A 17,422-nucleotide genomic window follows, 5' to 3' on the forward strand; every position below is an offset into this window, starting at 1 on the left:
CGATGATTCCAAAGGCCGCACATCCATGAGCACAGACGACCGCGCCAAGGGGCTGGCCCGCCTGCGGGCGCTGATGGCCATGACCACCGCCAACGGCTGCACCGAGGAGGAGGAGCTTTCCGCCGCCCGCATGGTCGCCAGGGTGGTCGAGCAGCTGGACGGCAATCCGGCCGCCCAGCCCGCCACCGACCCGTCCTGGGCGGCGCGCGAGCGTGACAATCCGCAATACCAGCTGCTGCTGGAGAAGAACACCCTGGAAGGCATGCTGAAGGCCACGCTGCAGGAACTGGCGCTGGCCCACATCAACACCGTCTCGCCGCCCAAGCGCAATCTGCGCGGCCAGCCGGTGGAATGGGTGCGCACCACCGAGCTGATGCTGCCCTATTTCAACATGATGCTGGGCAGTTCCGGCGCATCGCGCCTGGCGCGCGGCATCGTCGAGGGCATTGTCGAGGAATTGATTCTCGACGGTCTGCTGCCCGACGCCCTGGCCATGCCCCGGGAATAGCCCGAAAGCAAAAAGCCCCGGACCATGATCCGGGGCTTTTTCCTTGTCCGAAAAGGACGGATCAGCGCACGAAGACCTGCACCTCGCCGCCCGACACCGCCGGGCTGGTGGTGGACGAGGTCCGCACCCGGCTGGCCGGCAGGTTCATGTTGGTCAGCGAGCGCAGCACCGCGTCGGCATTGCGCTTGGCGTTGGTGGCGGCCAGGGCCTGGGTGCCGGGGGTGTTGCCCACCGGGGACACCGCGACCACGTCGAAGGTGGCGCTGGGGCGGCGGTCCAGGGCGCTCTTGATGGCGGCGTAAAGCGCCGGCTCGTAATTCACGTTGGGCTTGTCGAAGCGGATGGTCACCAGCGGCGACTCGCCGGCCGCCAGGGCGCGGGCCGGGGCGGCGGTGTCGTAGCTGGCATTGACCCGCGAGGTCAGGCCGCCGGCGAACAGGGCGCCGTTCTTGATGCCGAGAGCCAGGGTGTTGAGGTTCTGCTTCTCGGAGGCGACGTATTGCTGCTGGCGGATGGAATCGCTGGTCAGCTCGGACAGCAGGCGCTCGACCATCACCACGGTGCGGTTGGTCTCGTCCTCGAGAATGCGCAGCTGGCGGTGATCCTCGTCCACGGCGCCGGACAGCGAGCGGGCCGAGCGCACCGAATCCAGCAGGAAGCCGGCCATGGTCGACGACGCGGTCACGTCGTTGGTCAGGCGGTTCATCTTCAGCACGTCGTCGGTGATGCGGTCCAGTTCGCCCTGGGCGGCGTTCCACTGCTGGGTCAGCACCGGATTGCCAGGGGTGGTGCCCACCTGCAGGCGGGCGTTGATGGCGGCGACGGTGCCGTGATAGCGCTGGGAATCCTGGACGGTCTCGTTGCGGATCTGCTGCAGCGACTGGTTCTGCCGGGCCAGGGTGGCCTGCAGCGCCTGCAGGTCGGCGCGCAGCGCCGTGACCTTGCCGCCGACGAAGGTCCCGGTGGGCGAGCCGGCGGTGACGCCGACGGGCTCGTAATTCCCGGTTCCCAAGGCGGGGGGGGCGTCGGCCATGGCCTCGGCGGCCACGCCCTGGCTGGGGGCGACGGTTCCCGAAGCCGGGAACAGCACGTCCTCGGCAAACGAACATCCGCTCGCCAGGAGGACCGCGCACAGGGCGGCGGCATGGGTCTTTTTCAGGGCCATGGGGATTGCTGATCCTTTGCGTCGCCAGTTCGGACAAGTACCGGCGGGGGCCGACGTCCGTGTCCACGAATGAATATCCAGATTGCCCCCGCAAACTTTGGGGCGGATTTTACGCAAATGACCAAGCGGCCACAAGTACGCATTTCGATAAGTGGTGCATTCCCACGGCCCGAGTCCACAGGGTTTTGCGGTTTTTCCGTGGATCGAAATTGGCGCTTGCGGGGGGCAAGGTGTTTGTGTATGGTCCGCGTCCTCGCCGGGGGACATTCCCGGAGAAGAGGGCGCCCGTAGCTCAATTGGATAGAGCACCAGACTACGAATCTGGGGGTTGGAGGTTCGATTCCTTCCGGGCGCGCCACTTCCTTTAGGCTTTACAGGCCCTTAGCCGACAAGACCCCGCACCCCTGGTGGCGGGGTCTTGGCTTGTTGGAGCCCTAGACGGCCTGTCGGGCCGCCGTCACGTAGGGCTTGAATTCCATGTCGTTGTTGACGATGTGGCTGAGCAGCCAGGTGGCCAGCGAATCGCCCAGGGTGCGGACGATGCCGGCGCGGACCTCGTCGCAGCCATCGGCATAATGGGCCAGCACGGACTCCAGCCGCTTCAGCAACATGGCATGGGCGGTGCGGTGGGCTTCGGCCTCGGGAAAGCCGACCGCCTGCTGCAGGGCTTCCTCGCGGCCGAAGTGCTCGCGGCACAGCGCGGCCAGGTCCCGCAGGGTCCGGCCGATGGCGGCGCAGTCGATCTCGGCGCGGGCCGCGGCTTCCAGCTCGGCGATCAGCGCGATCATCCGCCGATGGTCGGAATCGATGCTCGGATCGCCGACCGCCAGCGCCTCGTCCCAGGCGATTGACATCTGACCCCTCCCGGCCGATATCCGAACCCCGCCCGGGACTCTACCCGAGGCGGGGATGGGGGAAAAGCCGGATGATGGTCGTATCGCATGTGGTGCTGGGGGCGGCGGCCTGGATGCTGGCCGAGCGGGCGGGAATCGTCGCGCCCCTGGGACCCGAGGGCGTGGCTGCGGCCACCCTGGGGGCGCTGCTGCCCGACATCGACCATCCGTCCTCGTGGATCGGGCGGCGCCTGTGGCCGGTGTCCCGGCCGCTCTCCATGCTTCTGGGGCATCGCGGCCTGACCCATTCCCTGCTGGCGGTGGCCGGCGGGCTGGCGGTGCTGGCGGTGATGGAGCCGGCCGAGGGCCCGGCCCGGCTGGCCGAGCCGCTGGCGGTGGGCTATCTCTCCCATCTGGCCGCGGATGCCCTGACGCCGTCCGGCGTGCCGCTGCTGTGGCCGTGGAAGCAGCGCTTCGGCGTCGGCCTGTGCTCCACCGGCGGGGTGATGGAATGGCTGGTGGTGGCGGCCTTCGCCGCCGCCATCGCGTGGCTACAGGTGAATTAGGGTGGGCGCCAGCCAGCCGAGGGCGGCGAAGCCAATTCCCACCACACCCAGGCCGCCGGCGAGATAGGCCAGCATGATGGCGCCGGTGACCACCGCCGCCGAACTCAGCACGATGGCGATCTGCAGCGCCGCCGAGCCGTATTCGAACATATGATAGGAGGCCAGCGCCCGGTCGCGCACCGCTTCGGCGGCCTTGGCGCGGGCCGCCAGCTCCTTGCGGCCCTCTCCGGTCTCGGGCTCGGAATCGTAGCGGTTGGCGGCGGCGCGCCAGTCGCCGATGCGCTTGGCCACCACCGGCGCCTTGTCCTCGGGGACCATGCCGGCCACCGCCACTTCCAGGGCGTCGGCGGCGGTGCGCATGGTGGTCATGCGGATGGTCTTGGCCTGGAAGAACGCCCACAGGTTGGACGTCTCGATATTGGCCGACAGCGAGGTGTTCTGGGCGCTCTTGCCGCCGGCCTCGGTGATGGACAGCAGGGCGGCCAGGATGCTGATCAGGATGGCGATCTTCTTGTTGCGGCTGGCCTTGCCTTCCTTGCGGTGATGGTCCTCGTGGTGGTCGTGGTGGGCGACCTCGTGAATCTTCTCGTGCGTCTCGTGGGCTTCCATGACCGGCCTTTTTTCCGTTACCCTGACAGTCCTCGAATTGAATTCGGAGTGCCAGAGTATGTTCATGGTCCAGTGCAAGGACAAGCCCGGTCATCTTCAGACCCGCCTCGACAACCGCGCCGCCCATCTGGAATACGCCAAGGGGTTCCTGGACAAGATCGTCATCGGCGGTCCGCTGCTCACCGACGATGGCCAGGGCATGATCGGCAGCGCCTTCGTGTTCGACACCGACGACCGGGCCGAGCTGGACGCCTTCCTGGCCAACGACCCCTATGCCAAGGCCGGCCTGTTCGAGAGCGTCAGCGTCATCCGCTACAGGAAGGTGCTGCCCTGATGGCCTTCTGGCTGGTCAAGTCCGAGCCCGGCGCCTGGTCCTGGGAGGACCAGATGCGCGACGGGGTGACCGCCTGGACCGGGGTGCGCAACTTCCAGGCCTGCAACAACCTGAAGGCCATGCGGCTGGGCGACCGGGCGTTCTTCTACCACTCGGTGGACGAGAAGCGCATCGTCGGCATCGTCGAGGTGGTGCGGGAAGCCTATCCCGACCCCACCGCCGATGATCCCCGCTGGATGTGCCCCGATTTGAAGGCGGTGGCGCCCCTGGCCCGGCCGGTGACCCTGGCCGAGATCAAGGCCGACCCCCGTCTGGCCGATCTGGCCCTGGTGCGCCAGAGCCGGCTGTCGGTGACGCCGGTGGATGAGGTCGCCTGGGGCATCCTCTGCGGTCTGGGCGGGGTGGCGGCGTGAAGACCCTCTGCCCCCTCGACTCCCTTCCCGATCCCGGGGCGCGGGAGTTCCGGGCCGTGGTCGATGGGGAAAAGCGCCGCGTCTTCGTGGTGCGCAAGGGGGACGAGGTCTTCGGCTACGTCAATTCCTGCCCGCACGTGGGGGCGCCGCTCAATCTCGAGGACGACAAGTTCCTCGACCTGTTCCAGACCTCCATCCTGTGCGCCAATCATTTCGCCCTGTTCGACATCGAGAGCGGGGCCTGCACCCGCGGCCCCTGCAGCGGGCGGTCGCTCCAGCCCTTTCCCGTCGAGGTCGTCGACGGGATCGTGGTGCAAAAGGCTTAAACGACGATTCGGTGACGGCGTGGCCCTACCCCTTTGAGCGGGCTTGTGTCGTCCTGGCGAGTCGAACATAATCGTCGCCTGCTTTACCGGGGAAACATCCCGCGCCAGCCACCGGATGGACGCGGGTCAATCAGAAAAGGGAGACACCCCCAAGATGTCCGAGGTCTATCCTGTTCCCGCTGAGACCGCGAAGAACGCTCTCATCGACGACAAGAAGTATAATGAGTGGTACGAGCGCTCGGTGAAGGACCCCGACGGGTTCTGGGCCGAACACGGCAAGCGCATCGACTGGATCAAGCCCTACACCAAGGTGAAGAACGTCTCCTATTCCGGCGACGTCAGCATCAAGTGGTTCGAGGACGGCACGCTGAACGTGGCGGCCAACTGCCTGGACCGCCACCTGGCCAAGCGCAAGGACCAGACCGCCATCATCTGGGAAGGCGACGACCCGGGCGAGTCGGCCCACATCACCTATGGCGACCTGCACGAGCGCGTCTGCCGCCTGTCCAACGCCATGACCGATCTGGGCGTCAAGAAGGGTGACCGCGTCACCATCTATCTGCCCATGATTCCGGAAGCGGCGGTGGCCATGCTGGCCTGCGCCCGCATCGGCGCCGTCCACTCCATCGTGTTCGGCGGCTTCTCGCCCGACGCCCTGGCCGGCCGCATCCAGGACTGCGATTCCTCGCTGCTGATCACCGCCGACGAGGGTCTGCGCGGTGGCCGCAAGGTTCCGCTGAAGGCCAATGCCGACAAGGCGCTGGAGACCTGCTGGTCGTGCAAGAGCGTCATCGTCGTCAAGCGTACCGGCGGCAACATCCACATGGTCACCGGCCGTGACCACTGGTACCACGAGATCGTCGAGAAGGCCGCTCCGACCCACACCCCGGTGGAGATGAGCGCCGAGGATCCGCTGTTCATCCTCTACACCTCCGGCTCCACCGGCAAGCCCAAGGGCGTGCTGCACACCTCGGGCGGCTACCTGGTGTACGCCTCCATGACCCACCAGTACGTCTTCGACTACCACGAGGGCGAGATCTACTGGTGCACCGCCGACGTGGGCTGGGTGACGGGTCACTCCTACATCGTCTATGGCCCGCTGGCCAACGGCGCCATCACCCTGATGTTCGAGGGCATCCCCAACTACCCGACCGTGTCGCGGTTCTGGGACGTGGTGGACAAGCACAAGGTCAACATCTTCTACACCGCGCCGACCGCCATCCGCTCGCTGATGCGCGAAGGCGAGGAGCCGGTGAAGAAGACCAGCCGCAAGTCGCTGCGCCTCTTGGGTTCGGTGGGCGAGCCCATCAACCCCGAGGCCTGGACCTGGTATCACCGCGTGGTGGGCGACGGCCGTTGCCCCATCGTCGACACCTGGTGGCAGACCGAGACCGGCGGCATCCTGATCACGCCCTTGCCGGGCGCCACCGCGCTGAAGCCCGGTTCGGCCACCCGTCCGTTCTTCGGCGTCAAGCCGGTGATGGTCGACGCCGAGGGCAAGGTCCTGGAAGGCAAGACCGAGGGCAACCTCTGCCTGGCCGAGCCCGGCTGGCCCGGCCAGATGCGCACCGTCTACGGCGACCACGAGCGTTTCATCCAGACGTACTTCGCCACCTACAAGGGCATGTACTTCACCGGTGACGGCGCCCGTCGCGACGAGGACGGCTATTACTGGATCACCGGCCGCGTGGACGACGTGATCAACGTCTCCGGTCACCGCATGGGCACCGCCGAGGTGGAATCCGCCCTGGTCGCCCATCCCAAGGTGGCCGAGGCCGCCGTGGTCGGCTATCCGCACGACATCAAGGGCCAGGGCATCTATGCCTACGTCACCCTGGTGTCGGGCGAGGAGCCGTCCGAGGATCTGCGCAAGGAGCTGGTCAACTGGGTCCGCAAGGAAATCGGCCCCATCGCCAGCCCCGACCTGATCCAGTGGTCGCCGGGCCTGCCCAAGACCCGTTCGGGCAAGATCATGCGCCGCATCCTGCGCAAGATCGCCGAGAACGATTTCGGCTCGCTGGGCGACACCTCGACGCTGGCCGATCCCAGCGTGGTCGACGACCTCATCGACAGCCGCATGAATCGCGGTTAAGACTCCACTCAAGTGGGAAGACCGGGGCCCGCGGAGCGATTCGCGGGCCCCACCCTTTTTTGAGCGGCGAGTGCCAGATATGAAACGCGCTGTCATGCTGAGCGCAGCGAAGCATCTTTCAGCCCGAGGTAATTGCCGTCGGTGCCTGAAAGACCCTTCGCCGAGGCTCAGGGTGACAATCCGCCTATGATTTAACGCTCGATGCTTTAGACAAGGATCACCTTCGTGCTGATGATCATGGTAAAGACGGTGCTGGGCCTGGGCGGGGCATACCTGCTGCTGGTCGGGTTCGTCGCCCTGATACAGCGCGGCATGATCTATCATCCCGATTCCACCCGCACCCGGCCGGACGAGGCGGGCCTGCCCGAGATGGTGCCGGTCCCCATCAAGACCGCCGACGGCTGGATCATCACCAGCTGGTACGCCCCGCCCAAGGGCGTCAACCGGCCGACCATCGTCTTCTTCCACGGCAATGCCGGCACCCTGGCCGACCGCGCCCACAAGGCCCGCGCCTTTCTCGACGCCGGGTTCGGAATGCTGCTGGCCGGCTACCGGGGCTATGGCGGCAATGCCGGACGCCCCAGCGAGCGGGGGCTCTATGCCGACGCCGAGGCGGTGATCCGCTGGCTGACCGGCCAGGGGCTGCCGTCGCGCCGCCTGGTGCTCTACGGCGAATCGCTGGGCTCGGGGATAGCCATGGAAATGGCGGTGCGCCACGAGGTGATGATGGTGGTGCTGGAAAGCCCGTTCACCTCGCTGGCCGATCTGGCCCCGGCCTATGTGCTTCCCCCCCTGGCCCAGTTGCTGACGCGCGACCGCTACGACAACCTGCTCAAGGCGCCCGGCCTGCGGGTGCCGCTGATGGTGGTGCACGGCGACAGGGACGGCCTGGTGCCGGTGACCATGGGCCATGCGGTGCTCAACGCCGCCGACACCATCAAGGAAGGCCTGTTCCTGCCCGAGGCGCACCACAACGACCTGTGGGACCACGGGGCGGGCAAGCGAATCATCGACTTCATCACCCGTCGCGCCCTGTGACGGCTTGAGCCCCTTGCCCCGAAGCCCCTCTGCCTGTATGAGTTTCCCCCATGCATATCCTTGAATTCGAAAAGCCCATCGCCGAGCTCGAGGGCAAGATCGAGGAGCTGCGGCACCTGTCCGATGGCGGCGACGTCAACATCGCCGACGAGGTGTCCAAGCTCCAGGCCAAGGTCGACAAGCTGCTGCGCTCGACCTACGCCAAGCTCACGCCGTGGCAAAAGACGCAGGTGGCCCGCCACCCCGAGCGTCCGCACACGCTGGCCTACATCTCGGCATTGATCGAGGACTTCACGCCGCTGGCCGGCGACCGCGCCTTCGCCGAGGATCAGGCGATCATCGGCGGCCTGGGCCGGTTCCGGGGGCGCTCGGTGATGGTCATCGGCCACGAGAAGGGCCACGACACCGAAAGCCGCCTGAAGCACAATTTCGGCATGGCCAAGCCCGAGGGTTACCGCAAGGCACGGCGCCTGATGGAGATGGCCGACCATTTCCAGGTGCCGATCCTCACCCTGGTGGACACCGCCGGCGCCTATCCCGGCGTCGATGCCGAGGCGCGCGGCCAGGCCGAGGCCATCGCGCGGTCCATCGAGACCTGCCTGGACGTGCGCGTGCCGCTGGTCTCGGTGATCATCGGCGAGGGCGGGTCGGGCGGCGCCATCGCGCTGGCCACCGGCAACACCGTCCTGATGCTGGAACACGCCATCTATTCGGTGATCAGTCCCGAGGGCTGCGCCTCGATCCTGTGGCGCTCGGCCGAGAACGCCAAGGACGCCGCCGAGCAGCTGCGCCTCACCGCCCAGGACCTGCACAAGCTGGGGATCATCGATTCCGTGGTGCCCGAGCCCATGGGCGGGGCGCATCGCAATTCCGACCTGATGATGCAGACCCTGGGCATGGCGGTGGATTCGGCCCTGCGCGACTTGGGCGGACTCGAGGGCGGCATCCTGCGGGCCCGCCGGCGCGAGAAATTCCTGGAGATGGGGCGGGCGGGCCTGTCGTGACCAGCCTCGCCGTTCCTGAACTGTCGGTGGTCGTCCCGGTCAAGAACGAGGCCGAGAACATCCGTCCGCTGCTGGACGAGATCCACATGGCGCTTCAGGGCAAGGTGGAGTTCGAGATCGTCTACGTGGACGACGGATCGGACGACGGCACGCCGGCGGCGCTGGACCAGGCCCGTTCCATCCATCCCCGCCTCCGGGTGGTCCGCCACAAGGTCAGCTGCGGCCAGAGCCAGGCGGTGGCCACCGGCGTGCGCCATGCCGGCGGCAGGCTGATCGCCACCCTGGACGGCGACGGACAGAACGATCCCGCCGACCTGCCCGCCATGCTGGAGCACTGGCGTTCCCAGCCCGATGACGTGCGGCCCCGGCTGATGGTCACCGGCTGGCGCGCCAACCGCCGCGACGACGGCATCCGCCGGCTGTCCTCGAAGCTGGCCAATGCCATCCGCTCCAAGCTGCTGAAGGACAGGACGCCGGATTCGGGCAGCGGCATCAAGCTGCTGCCGCGCGAGCTGTTCCTGGACCTGCCCCGCTTCGACCACATGCACCGCTTCATGGCCGCCCTGGTCATCCGGGCCGGCGGGTCGGTGGAGGTGGTCAAGGTCAACCACCGCCCGCGCGAGCGCGGCACCTCGAAATACGGGGTGTGGAATCGCCTGTGGGTGGGCATCGTCGATCTGTTCGGCGTCATGTGGCTGATGCGCCGGGCCAGAAATCCGGTCATCGAGAGCAGCGAGTGACGAGCCGCCGTCACCCCCTGCTCAATCCCCGCGCCATGGCTAAGGGGCTGGTGCTGATCGCCACCTTCGCGGCCGTCGGCTTCGTGCTGGAAGGCCTGGGCCTCAAGGACGCGCTGGATACCCACTGGATCGATTCCGAGATCCGGGGCAAGGGCCTGAGCGGCGACGCCCTGTTCGTCCTGATCGGGGCGCTGGCCGTCTGCTTCGGCCTGCCGCGCCAGGGGGTGTGCTTCCTGGCCGGCTACGCCTTCGGTTTCGCCGAGGGTCTTCTGTGGTCCACCCTGGCCTCCATGCTGGGCTGCGTCACCACGTTCTTCTATGCCCGCTTCATGGGACGCGGCTTCGTGGTGGCGCGCTTTCCCGAGCGCATCGCCCGCATCGACGCCTTCCTGGCCGGCAACACCTTCGCCATGACCCTGCTGATCCGCCTGCTGCCGGTGGGCAGCAACGTCATCACCAACATGGCGGCCGGTGTGTCGGGAAGCCGGGCCATCGCCTTTTTCGGCGGCTCCCTGCTGGGCTATCTGCCGCAAAGCATCGTCTTCGCGCTGCTGGGCAGCGGCATCCAGGTTGATCCGGTCTTCCGCATCGGCGCCAGCGTGGTATTGTTCGTCGCCTCCGGGGTGATGGGTGTGTGGCTGTTCCGCCGCTTCCGCCACGGCCGGCACCTGGACGCCGCCACCGAGGCGGTCATCGAAGAAGACGGCGACGAAAATCATGAAGAAATCCGCTAGAGCCCTCTGCCTTTGCCTCGCCCTGTGCGGCCTGGCCGCCTGCGCTCCCGACCAGCCGGCGCCGACCCTGACCGCCCCGCCCCGCACCACCGAGCTGAGCTTCGATTCCCAGGGACGCGTGGTGCGCCCGCGCGGCGAGCGCAATTGGGACGACGCCGTCGGCCAGCGGGCCATCGCCCTGCTCAACCAGGCCGACAAGGAGGCGTTCAAGGGCGTCTCGGTGCGGGCCTGGGACGGCGGCGTCCTGCTCACCGGCGCCGTCACCAAGCCCGAGCTGCGCCGCCGCGCCGACCAGCTGGTCCGTTCCATCGAGGGCGTTGCCCAGGTCCACGACGAACTGGTCCTGGCCGAAAATCCCGGCCAGACCGCCTATGTCCCCGACGGCAACCTGGAGCAGCGCATCTACAAGGCCCTGCTGGGCAACGACGACATCAACGGCGCCTATGTGGTCCGCGTGGTCAACGGCGTCGCCTATCTGCAGGGCACCACCCGCACCAAGGCCGACGTGGACAAGGCCGCCGCCTTCGTCCGCACCTTCGATGGCGTCAAGTGGGTGGTGGACAGGGTCTCCGTTCGCTGACCATGGTTTAGCCGCATTCCGGGTCCAGGGTTGGCAGGCTGGAGCGGCGGGCGTCGAATATGAAACGCGCTGTCATGCTGAGCGCAGCGAAGCATCTTTCAGCCTGAGGCGGTTGCCGCAAGTGCCTGAAAGACCCTTCGGCCGCGCCTCAGGGTGACAATCCGTCTCGGATTTGACGCTCGATGCTTTGCCCCTGGAGTCCGGTTCATGCCCCGTCCTCTTACCCTGCTGTTTCTGCTGGCCGCGCCCGCCGCCGCGTCGGCCGGCGAGGTCTCCCTGCCCGCCGACACCCGGTCCGCCCTGTCGCTGACCCTGCACCAGGATGGTCCGGCTTTGGTCCGCGACCGTCGCGCGGCGATGCTGGACAAGGGCGCCTCGTCCCTGGTCCTGGACGGCATTCCCCGTACCATCCGCCCCGGCAGCGCCACCCTGGAAGGGGCGGGCCTCGGCGTCGCCGAGCGCTGGGTCGATGCCGGCCTCCTTTCGGCGGAGCGGCAGCTGGCCGCCCATCTCGGCCGCACCGTGGCGGTGGTGTGGGATGGCGACACACCGGCGCAGAAGGCCACGGTGCTGGCCGCCGAGGGCACGCCGCTGTTCGAGGCGGACGGCAAGGTGGTGGCCGGCCGGCCGTTGCGTATCGTCTATGATTCCCTGGCGCCGGGCCTGGCGCCGCGTCCGTCCTTCCGCGCCCAGGTGGAGGCGGACAGCGCCGGGCGGCGCGAGGTGGACCTGTCCTATGCCGCCGACGGACTGGCCTGGACGCCGCTGGCCAGCGGCGAGTTGAAGGGCGACCGTCTGGCTCTCACCGTCTGGGCCGACGTCAGCAACGCCAGCGGCGCCGATTTCACCGATGCCACCCTGCGTCTGGTGGCGGGCGCCACCCAGGCCGGTGGCGGGGTGCCCAAGATGATGATGGCGGCCCGCGCCATGGCCGAGTCCGCCACCATGCCGTCGCGCGAGGCGGCGGGCCTTTACCACGTCTACACCCTGCCCCGGCCGCTCACCCTGCGCGACGGCGAAAGCCGGCAGGTGCCGCTGATGCCGCCCGCCCAGGTGGCGGTCAGCCGGGAACTGACCCTGGACCCCCAGGGCATCCATCCGTTCCTGTCGCGGGCCCTGGAGTCGCGGCCCCAGCATCCGGTGCTGCGGCTGGCCTTCGCCAACACCGCCAAGGCGGGGCTGGGCCGACCGATTCCCGCCGGTCCCATCCGGGTGACCATGCGCGGCCCCGGTGGCGAGCTGGTCCTGCTGGGCGAGGACCAGCTGCCGGCCCTGCCCGAGGGGGCCGAGGCCCGCCTCAGCCTGGGCCAGTCCTTCGACCTCACCGCCCGGCGGGTGCAGAGCGACTTCCAGAAGGTCTCGGCCGAGGTCAGCGAATCCGCCTGGGAGGTGCGCCTCGCCAATGGCGGCGACCAGCCGGCCACGGTGACGGTGCGCGAAGCCTTCCGTCCCGACTGGCTGATGCTGGAGGAAAACCTTCCCCACGTCAGGGAGGGTGCCGCCCTGGTCCGCTGGACGGTTGCGGTTCCCGCCAAGGGCGAGGCGGTGCTGCGCTATCGCGTGCGCATGAAATAGCTTCAGGCCACCTGCTGACGGAGCGCGTCCAGCTGTTCGCGAATTTCGTCGAGCCGCAATACCATGGTGACGATGCCCAGCTGTTCCTCGACCTGATTGCGCTCTTCCATCAGGGCCTGACGGGCGGCGGGGTCGGCGGTCTGCCAGCGGACGTTCATGCCTTCCTCGTATTCGGCGAAGGTGTGAAGGGCCGCGTCCAGCTCGAAATCGAGCCGGTTCTTTTCTTCGGTCAGCGTCTCGATCATGGCTTTGATGTCATCCACGAAACCATCGTCGCCGTGGTTCAAGCGGCGAGCCTCTGTCTGGGATCAAGGGCCTCGACCTCGGCGCGGGCGGCGGAATCCTCCACCCCGGTGACGGCCGCCAGCAGCATGGAAGCCGCGGTCAATCCCTCGGAATGGGCGACGGCGTCGCCACGGCCGGCCGCCAGGGCATCCTGGACGGTTTCGTCGTAGGCGGTCAACACCATCTCCAACGTCGCTGCGTCCATGAGTTCCCCCTTCCGGCGAATGCCGTGCGGTATCACCCCGTCCCGGTGACGGAGGCCTTGATAGGGCGATGGTATGTCCTGGAATCGTCCTTCCGCAACCAAATAATGCCCATATTACAAATATGCGTATTGTAATGGTTCTCTTGTTATTGCGTTCACTTGTTAAATGGCATGTAAACGAGATGTAATTGTGAGCTTTGCATAAGCGGCATTTCTCCCGCCGGTTAACACGCCGAAGGTATGTAATCGCGAAAGTTGCCGATGTCGGGGCGACGATGACAGGAGATGCGCGAAGGGACGAGTCCCTTCGCCTTTAGTGGGCCGCGTCCCAGCTGTCGGCGATGCCGGCTTCCACCAGCAGGGGGACCGAAAGGGCGGCGGCGGATTCCATGACGCGCTTCACCACGGCGACGGTGGCCTCGGCCTCGGCCTCGGGGGCTTCCAGCACCAGTTCGTCATGGACCTGGAGCAGCAGGCGGGCTTTCAGCCCGGCATCGGTCAGGGCGGCGGGCAGGCGGATCATGGCGCGCTTGATGATGTCGGCGGCCCCGCCCTGGATGGGGCCGTTGATGGCGGCGCGCTCGGCGAAGGCCCGCATGGCGCCGTTCTTGTCCTTGATGCCCGGCGTGAAGACCTTGCGGCCGAACAGGGTGGTGACGAAGCCGTTCTCCCTCGCCTCCTCCTTGGTCCGCTCCATATAGGCGCGGATCTCGGGGTAGCGGGCGAAATAGGCCTCGATATAGGCCTTGGCCTCGCCCTGGGGGATGCCCAGCTGGGCGGCCAGGCCGAAGGCGCTGATGCCGTAGATGATGCCGAAATTGATGGCCTTGGCCCGGCGCCGGAGCGCGGAATCGATGCCCTCCACCGGCACGCCGAACACCTGGGAGGCGGTGATGGCGTGGATGTCCTCGCCCTTGGCGAAGGCGTCGCGCAGGCCCTCGATCGCCGCCACATGGGCGACCAGGCGCAGCTCGATCTGGGAATAGTCGGCGCTGATCAGCTTCTTGCCCGGCTCGGCCACGAAGGCGTGGCGGATCTTGCGGCCTTCCTCGGTGCGGATGGGGATGTTCTGCAGATTGGGATCGGAGGACGACAGCCGCCCGGTGGTGGTGGCGGCCAGCGCATAGGAGGTGTGGACGCGTCCGGTGGCGGGGTTGATCTGGGCCACCAGGGCGTCGGTGTAGGTGCCCTTCAGCTTGGACAGCATGCGCCAGTCCAGCAGGCGGGCGGGCAGGGGATGCAGGGGGGCCAGCTCCTCCAACACGTCGGCGCCGGTGGCCCACTGGCCGGTCTTGGTCTTCTTGCCGCCGGGAAGCCCCAGGGTCTCGAACAGCACCTTGCCCAATTGCTGCGGCGAGCCCAGGTTGAAGGCCTCGCCGTTGTTCAGGGCCACCACCTCGGTCTCCAGCTCGCCCAGGCGGCGGCCGAAATCCTCGGACAGCCCCATCAGCTGGGCGCGGTCGACCTTGATGCCGTCGCGCTCCATGGCGCTGATCACCGGCACCAGCGGGCGCTCCAGCGTCTCGTAGACGGTGACCATGCGATCGGCCAGCAGGCGGGGCTTCAACAGGGCGTGCAGGCGCAGCGTCATGTCCGCGTCCTCGGCGGCATAGGCGCAGGCCTTGTCCAGCGGCACGCGGTCGAAGGTCACCTGATTGCGGCCCGTGCCGCACACCTCGGAGAAGGCGATGTTGGCATGGCCGAGATGCAGCAGGCACAGCTCGTCCAGCCCGTGGCCGTGGCTGGCCCCGTCCAGCACGTAGGACAGCAGCATGGTGTCGTCGAAGGGCTCCACCTTGAGCCCGAGTCCGGCCATCACCTGCATGTCGTACTTGATGTTGTGCCCGACCTTCAGCACCGAAGGATCGGCCAGCAGCGGCTTCAGGCGTGCCAGGGTCTCGGCGGCCGGAATCAGCCTGGGCGCGTCGGCGGCGGGGCCATCCAGCCCGCCCAGCAGGTCGCCCTGGGCCTGGGCCGGGGAATGCATCACCGGGATGTAGCAGGCCCGGCCCGGCGCCACGGCCAGGGAGAGTCCGACCAGTCTGGCGCGCAGGGGATCGAGGCCGGTGGTCTCGGTGTCGAAGCCCACCAGCCCGGTCTCGGTGGCCTTGGCGATCCAGCGATCCAGGACGGCAAGATCGGTGACCAGCTCGTAGGCGGTCTCCACCTTGGTCGGCAGGGAGGGAACCTCGGCCGGAGCGGCGGCCGCGATGGCCCGCGTGGCGGTGGGCGCGGCGGGAATCCTGGCGTTGAGGCGGCCCAGCAGCGACTTGAAGCCCTGGGCGGCGCAGAAGGCGGCCAGCTTGTCCGGGGCCGGCGGCCTGACGCCAAGCTCGGCCAGCGGCACCGGCACCGGCGCGTCGGCGCGCAGGCGCACCAATTCGCGTGAGATGCGGGCGAGATCGGCGTTCTGCTGCAGGGTCTCGCGGCGCTTGGGCTGCTTGATCTCGCCGGCCCGGGCCAGCAGGGTGTCGAGGTCGCCGTATTCCTCGATCAATTGGGCGGCGGTCTTGACCCCGATGCCCGGCACACCCGGCACGTTGTCCGAGGAATCACCGCACAGGGCCTGGACGTCCACCACCTTGTCCGGGGCAACGCCGAACTTTTCCCGCACCTCGGCCTCGCCGATGGCGCGGTTCTTCATGGGGTCGAACATCTCGACCCCCGGCCCCACCAGCTGCATCAGGTCCTTGTCGGACGAGACGATGGTCACCCTGGCCCCCGCCTCGACCGCCAGCCGGGCATAGGTGGCGATCAGATCGTCGGCCTCGAACCCTTCCAGCTCGATGGCCGGCAGGTCGAAGGCCCGCGTCGCCTCGCGTACCAGGGGGAACTGGGGCACCAGCTCCTCGGGGGCCGGCGGGCGGTGGGCCTTGTATTCGGGGTAGATGTCGCTGCGGAAGGTCTTGCGCGACGAATCGAAGATCACCGCCAGATGATCGGCGTCGGTGTCGGACAGCAGCTTCATCAGCATGGTGGTGAAGCCGTAGACGGCGTTCACCGGCGTGCCGTCGGCCCGGGTCATGGGCGGCAGGCCGTGAAAGGCCCGGAAGATGAAGCCCGAGCCGTCGATCAGGTAGACGTGGCGGGGGGAGGACATGATGCCGCCCTTTCAGAAGGAAAAACCCTCAAAAGCCCGAGCGGCGATTGAGCCCGCCCGGCACGGGCGCGCCACAGGCAATGCTGAGGCCGATGCAATCGGCTTCAGTGATGACCGATCTTGGCGCCCTCGGCCAGCACGTAGGTGCGCGAGCAATAGGGGCACACGATCCTGCCCTCGGCGGTGAGGTCGAGGAAGACGCGGGGATGGCCGAGACCCTTGGCCACGTCGCCGTCGCAGGCGACGGAGGCGGTGGACACGGTGATGGTTTCGAAGGCGGCGGCGGGCTGGGTTGACGCGGACGACATGGGTGCTCCGTTGACCGGGGTGTTGGCCGGATGATACCCATTGGCGGCCATGGTTCAATCACTCTCTCACGCCACCCTGCCCGAATCGGCGGTCGAAGCCCACTCCCTGGTCAAGGTCTATCGCGGCCGGGGCGGTGAAAAGCGCGCTCTCGACGGCGTCGGGCTGTCGGTGCCGCGCGGTTCGTTCTTCGGCCTGCTCGGCCCCAACGGGGCGGGCAAGAGCACCTTCATCAATATCCTGGCGGGCCTGGTGCTGAAGACCGAGGGCCGGGTCCGAATCTGGGACCGCGACATCGACGTGGACGGGCGGGGCGCCAAGGCCGCCATCGGCGTGGTGCCGCAGGAACTGAACCTGGACCCCTTCTTCACGCCCAGGGAACTGCTGGACGTGCAGGCCGGCATGTACGGCGTGCCCAAGGCCGAGCGCCGCACCATGGAGATTCTTGAGGCGGTGGGGCTGGCCGACAAGGCCGGCGCCTATGCCCGGACGCTGTCGGGCGGCATGCGCCGCCGCCTGCTGGTGGCCAAGGCCATGGTCCATTCTCCGCCGGTGCTGGTCCTCGACGAGCCCACCGCCGGCGTCGACATCGAGCTGCGCCAGCAATTGTGGGCCTATGTGCGCGAACTCAACGCGCGCGGCACCACCATCCTGTTGACCACCCACTATCTGGAGGAGGCGGAGGAACTGTGCGACCGCATCGCCATCATCAATCACGGCAAGCTGGTGGCCTGCGATTCCACGCCCAACCTGCTGAAGCGCATCGACGGCAAGGCGCTGACCATCACGCTCGAGGCCGATCTGGCCGAGATTCCGGCCCAACTGGCGCCGTTCGGGCCGGAACGCCTTGATTCCCGGCGGCTGCTGCTGCGCTACCGTCCCTCGGCCACGCCCATGGGCCGCATCCTCGCCGCCTTCGCCGCCGCCGATCTCGCCATCGCCGACCTGTCCACCGAGGAAACCGACCTCGAGGACATCTTCCTGCAACTGACCTCGTCGAAATGATGCA

General features: G+C 67.7%; 20 protein-coding genes and 1 tRNA gene. 14 read left to right on the forward strand and 7 right to left on the reverse strand.

Going from position 1 to position 17,422, the window contains the following annotated elements:
• Positions 1-25: 25 nt before the first annotated feature.
• Complete coding sequence (locus ACV4UZ_RS19190) at positions 26-508, forward strand: hypothetical protein (protein ID WP_491602378.1); 483 nt, start codon at positions 26-28, stop codon at positions 506-508.
• Positions 509-569: 61 nt separating this feature from the next.
• Here ACV4UZ_RS19190 and ACV4UZ_RS19195 read toward each other — a convergent pair whose 3' ends face one another.
• A complete protein-coding gene (locus tag ACV4UZ_RS19195; RefSeq protein ID WP_491602379.1) occupies positions 570-1,673 on the reverse strand; it encodes a hypothetical protein in 1,104 nt (367 codons plus the stop codon).
• A gap of 281 nt (positions 1,674-1,954) precedes the next feature.
• On the opposite strand from ACV4UZ_RS19195, the gene ACV4UZ_RS19200 reads away from it, so the two are divergent.
• A tRNA-Arg gene (locus tag ACV4UZ_RS19200) sits at positions 1,955-2,031 on the forward strand.
• Positions 2,032-2,107: 76 nt separating this feature from the next.
• On the opposite strand, the gene ACV4UZ_RS19205 is transcribed toward ACV4UZ_RS19200, so the two are convergent.
• Positions 2,108-2,527, reverse strand: a complete 420-nt coding sequence (locus tag ACV4UZ_RS19205) for a bacteriohemerythrin (RefSeq protein WP_491602380.1) — start codon at positions 2,525-2,527, stop codon at positions 2,108-2,110.
• A 71-nt stretch (positions 2,528-2,598) separates the two neighbouring features.
• On the opposite strand from ACV4UZ_RS19205, the gene ACV4UZ_RS19210 reads away from it, so the two are divergent.
• Positions 2,599-3,072 (forward strand): metal-dependent hydrolase, encoded by a 474-nt coding sequence (locus tag ACV4UZ_RS19210; RefSeq protein ID WP_491602381.1) that lies wholly within the window; start codon positions 2,599-2,601, stop codon positions 3,070-3,072.
• Here the strand turns inward: ACV4UZ_RS19210 and ACV4UZ_RS19215 are convergent.
• A complete protein-coding gene (locus tag ACV4UZ_RS19215) occupies positions 3,058-3,681 on the reverse strand; it encodes a DUF4337 domain-containing protein (RefSeq protein ID WP_491602382.1) in 624 nt (207 codons plus the stop codon). The two genes, ACV4UZ_RS19210 and ACV4UZ_RS19215, sit on opposite strands and share 15 nt — an antisense overlap.
• A 58-nt stretch (positions 3,682-3,739) precedes the next feature.
• Here ACV4UZ_RS19215 and ACV4UZ_RS19220 point away from each other — a divergent pair, with 58 nt between their 5' ends.
• The 10 genes from ACV4UZ_RS19220 to ACV4UZ_RS19265 all read left to right on the forward strand — a co-directional run bounded on the left by ACV4UZ_RS19220 (position 3,740) and on the right by ACV4UZ_RS19265 (position 12,517).
• Complete coding sequence (locus tag ACV4UZ_RS19220; RefSeq protein WP_491602383.1) at positions 3,740-4,015, forward strand: YciI family protein; 276 nt, start codon at positions 3,740-3,742, stop codon at positions 4,013-4,015.
• Positions 4,015-4,428: an EVE domain-containing protein gene (locus ACV4UZ_RS19225; protein WP_491602384.1), complete on the forward strand. Its 414-nt coding sequence runs from the start codon at positions 4,015-4,017 to the stop codon at positions 4,426-4,428. Before ACV4UZ_RS19220 ends, ACV4UZ_RS19225 begins: the two co-directional genes overlap by 1 nt.
• On the forward strand, positions 4,425-4,754 hold the full coding sequence (locus ACV4UZ_RS19230; protein WP_491602385.1) for a Rieske (2Fe-2S) protein: 330 nt from the start codon (positions 4,425-4,427) through the stop codon (positions 4,752-4,754). The genes ACV4UZ_RS19225 and ACV4UZ_RS19230 overlap by 4 nt, the downstream gene beginning before the upstream one ends.
• A 154-nt stretch (positions 4,755-4,908) precedes the next feature.
• Positions 4,909-6,846 carry an acetate--CoA ligase gene (acs, locus tag ACV4UZ_RS19235; RefSeq protein WP_491602386.1) on the forward strand — a complete coding sequence of 646 codons (1,938 nt, stop codon included), beginning with the start codon at positions 4,909-4,911 and terminating at the stop codon, positions 6,844-6,846.
• A gap of 231 nt (positions 6,847-7,077) precedes the next feature.
• Positions 7,078-7,884, forward strand: a complete 807-nt coding sequence (locus tag ACV4UZ_RS19240) for an alpha/beta hydrolase (RefSeq protein ID WP_491602443.1) — start codon at positions 7,078-7,080, stop codon at positions 7,882-7,884.
• Between the two features lie 50 nt (positions 7,885-7,934).
• Entirely contained in the window at positions 7,935-8,888 is a 954-nt protein-coding gene (locus tag ACV4UZ_RS19245) for an acetyl-CoA carboxylase carboxyltransferase subunit alpha (RefSeq protein WP_491602387.1), read from the forward strand.
• The gene (locus ACV4UZ_RS19250) at positions 8,885-9,628 is read left to right on the forward strand and encodes a glycosyltransferase family 2 protein (protein ID WP_491602388.1); all 744 of its coding nucleotides are present in this window, start codon (positions 8,885-8,887) and stop codon (positions 9,626-9,628) included. The genes ACV4UZ_RS19245 and ACV4UZ_RS19250 overlap by 4 nt, the downstream gene beginning before the upstream one ends.
• The gene (locus ACV4UZ_RS19255) at positions 9,625-10,362 is read left to right on the forward strand and encodes a TVP38/TMEM64 family protein (protein WP_491602389.1); all 738 of its coding nucleotides are present in this window, start codon (positions 9,625-9,627) and stop codon (positions 10,360-10,362) included. The genes ACV4UZ_RS19250 and ACV4UZ_RS19255 overlap by 4 nt, the downstream gene beginning before the upstream one ends.
• Entirely contained in the window at positions 10,346-10,942 is a 597-nt protein-coding gene (locus ACV4UZ_RS19260; RefSeq protein WP_491602390.1) for a BON domain-containing protein, read from the forward strand. The genes ACV4UZ_RS19255 and ACV4UZ_RS19260 overlap by 17 nt, the downstream gene beginning before the upstream one ends.
• Before the next feature lie 207 nt (positions 10,943-11,149).
• Complete coding sequence (locus ACV4UZ_RS19265; protein ID WP_491602391.1) at positions 11,150-12,517, forward strand: DUF4139 domain-containing protein; 1,368 nt, start codon at positions 11,150-11,152, stop codon at positions 12,515-12,517.
• 2 nt (positions 12,518-12,519) lie between these two features.
• Here the strand turns inward: ACV4UZ_RS19265 and ACV4UZ_RS19270 are convergent, their stop codons facing one another.
• The 4 genes from ACV4UZ_RS19270 to ACV4UZ_RS19285 all read right to left on the reverse strand — a co-directional run bounded on the left by ACV4UZ_RS19270 (position 12,520) and on the right by ACV4UZ_RS19285 (position 16,415).
• Positions 12,520-12,780: a hypothetical protein gene (locus ACV4UZ_RS19270; RefSeq protein WP_491602392.1), complete on the reverse strand. Its 261-nt coding sequence runs from the start codon at positions 12,778-12,780 to the stop codon at positions 12,520-12,522.
• Between the two features lie 20 nt (positions 12,781-12,800).
• Positions 12,801-13,007 (reverse strand): hypothetical protein, encoded by a 207-nt coding sequence (locus tag ACV4UZ_RS19275; protein WP_491602393.1) that lies wholly within the window; start codon positions 13,005-13,007, stop codon positions 12,801-12,803.
• Between the two features lie 313 nt (positions 13,008-13,320).
• The gene (gene polA / locus ACV4UZ_RS19280) at positions 13,321-16,107 is read right to left on the reverse strand and encodes a DNA polymerase I (protein WP_491602394.1); all 2,787 of its coding nucleotides are present in this window, start codon (positions 16,105-16,107) and stop codon (positions 13,321-13,323) included.
• A gap of 104 nt (positions 16,108-16,211) precedes the next feature.
• Positions 16,212-16,415 (reverse strand): zinc-finger domain-containing protein, encoded by a 204-nt coding sequence (locus ACV4UZ_RS19285; protein ID WP_491602395.1) that lies wholly within the window; start codon positions 16,413-16,415, stop codon positions 16,212-16,214.
• Positions 16,416-16,464: 49 nt separating this feature from the next.
• Between ACV4UZ_RS19285 and ACV4UZ_RS19290 the strand changes: the two genes are divergently transcribed.
• Entirely contained in the window at positions 16,465-17,418 is a 954-nt protein-coding gene (locus ACV4UZ_RS19290) for an ABC transporter ATP-binding protein (protein WP_491602396.1), read from the forward strand.
• The last annotated feature ends 4 nt before the right edge of the window (positions 17,419-17,422 follow it).

The organism is Paramagnetospirillum sp. (genome assembly GCF_058402745.1).

Bases quoted from the DNA above. Each gene is read 5' to 3' on its own strand.
- ACV4UZ_RS19190 (WP_491602378.1), top strand. From the start codon at position 26: ATGAGCACAGACGACCGCGCCAAGGGGCTGGCCCGCCTGCGGGCGCTG.
- ACV4UZ_RS19195 (WP_491602379.1), bottom strand. From the start codon at position 1,673: ATGGCCCTGAAAAAGACCCATGCCGCCGCCCTGTGCGCGGTCCTCCTG.
- ACV4UZ_RS19205 (WP_491602380.1), bottom strand. From the start codon at position 2,527: ATGTCAATCGCCTGGGACGAGGCGCTGGCGGTCGGCGATCCGAGCATC.
- ACV4UZ_RS19210 (WP_491602381.1), top strand. From the start codon at position 2,599: ATGATGGTCGTATCGCATGTGGTGCTGGGGGCGGCGGCCTGGATGCTG.
- ACV4UZ_RS19215 (WP_491602382.1), bottom strand. From the start codon at position 3,681: ATGGAAGCCCACGAGACGCACGAGAAGATTCACGAGGTCGCCCACCAC.
- ACV4UZ_RS19220 (WP_491602383.1), top strand. From the start codon at position 3,740: ATGTTCATGGTCCAGTGCAAGGACAAGCCCGGTCATCTTCAGACCCGC.
- ACV4UZ_RS19225 (WP_491602384.1), top strand. From the start codon at position 4,015: ATGGCCTTCTGGCTGGTCAAGTCCGAGCCCGGCGCCTGGTCCTGGGAG.
- acs (WP_491602386.1), top strand. From the start codon at position 4,909: ATGTCCGAGGTCTATCCTGTTCCCGCTGAGACCGCGAAGAACGCTCTC.
- ACV4UZ_RS19240 (WP_491602443.1), top strand. From the start codon at position 7,078: ATGATCATGGTAAAGACGGTGCTGGGCCTGGGCGGGGCATACCTGCTG.
- ACV4UZ_RS19245 (WP_491602387.1), top strand. From the start codon at position 7,935: ATGCATATCCTTGAATTCGAAAAGCCCATCGCCGAGCTCGAGGGCAAG.
- ACV4UZ_RS19260 (WP_491602390.1), top strand. From the start codon at position 10,346: ATGAAGAAATCCGCTAGAGCCCTCTGCCTTTGCCTCGCCCTGTGCGGC.
- ACV4UZ_RS19265 (WP_491602391.1), top strand. From the start codon at position 11,150: ATGCCCCGTCCTCTTACCCTGCTGTTTCTGCTGGCCGCGCCCGCCGCC.
- ACV4UZ_RS19275 (WP_491602393.1), bottom strand. From the start codon at position 13,007: ATGGACGCAGCGACGTTGGAGATGGTGTTGACCGCCTACGACGAAACC.
- polA (WP_491602394.1), bottom strand. From the start codon at position 16,107: ATGTCCTCCCCCCGCCACGTCTACCTGATCGACGGCTCGGGCTTCATC.
- ACV4UZ_RS19285 (WP_491602395.1), bottom strand. From the start codon at position 16,415: ATGTCGTCCGCGTCAACCCAGCCCGCCGCCGCCTTCGAAACCATCACC.
- ACV4UZ_RS19290 (WP_491602396.1), top strand. From the start codon at position 16,465: ATGGTTCAATCACTCTCTCACGCCACCCTGCCCGAATCGGCGGTCGAA.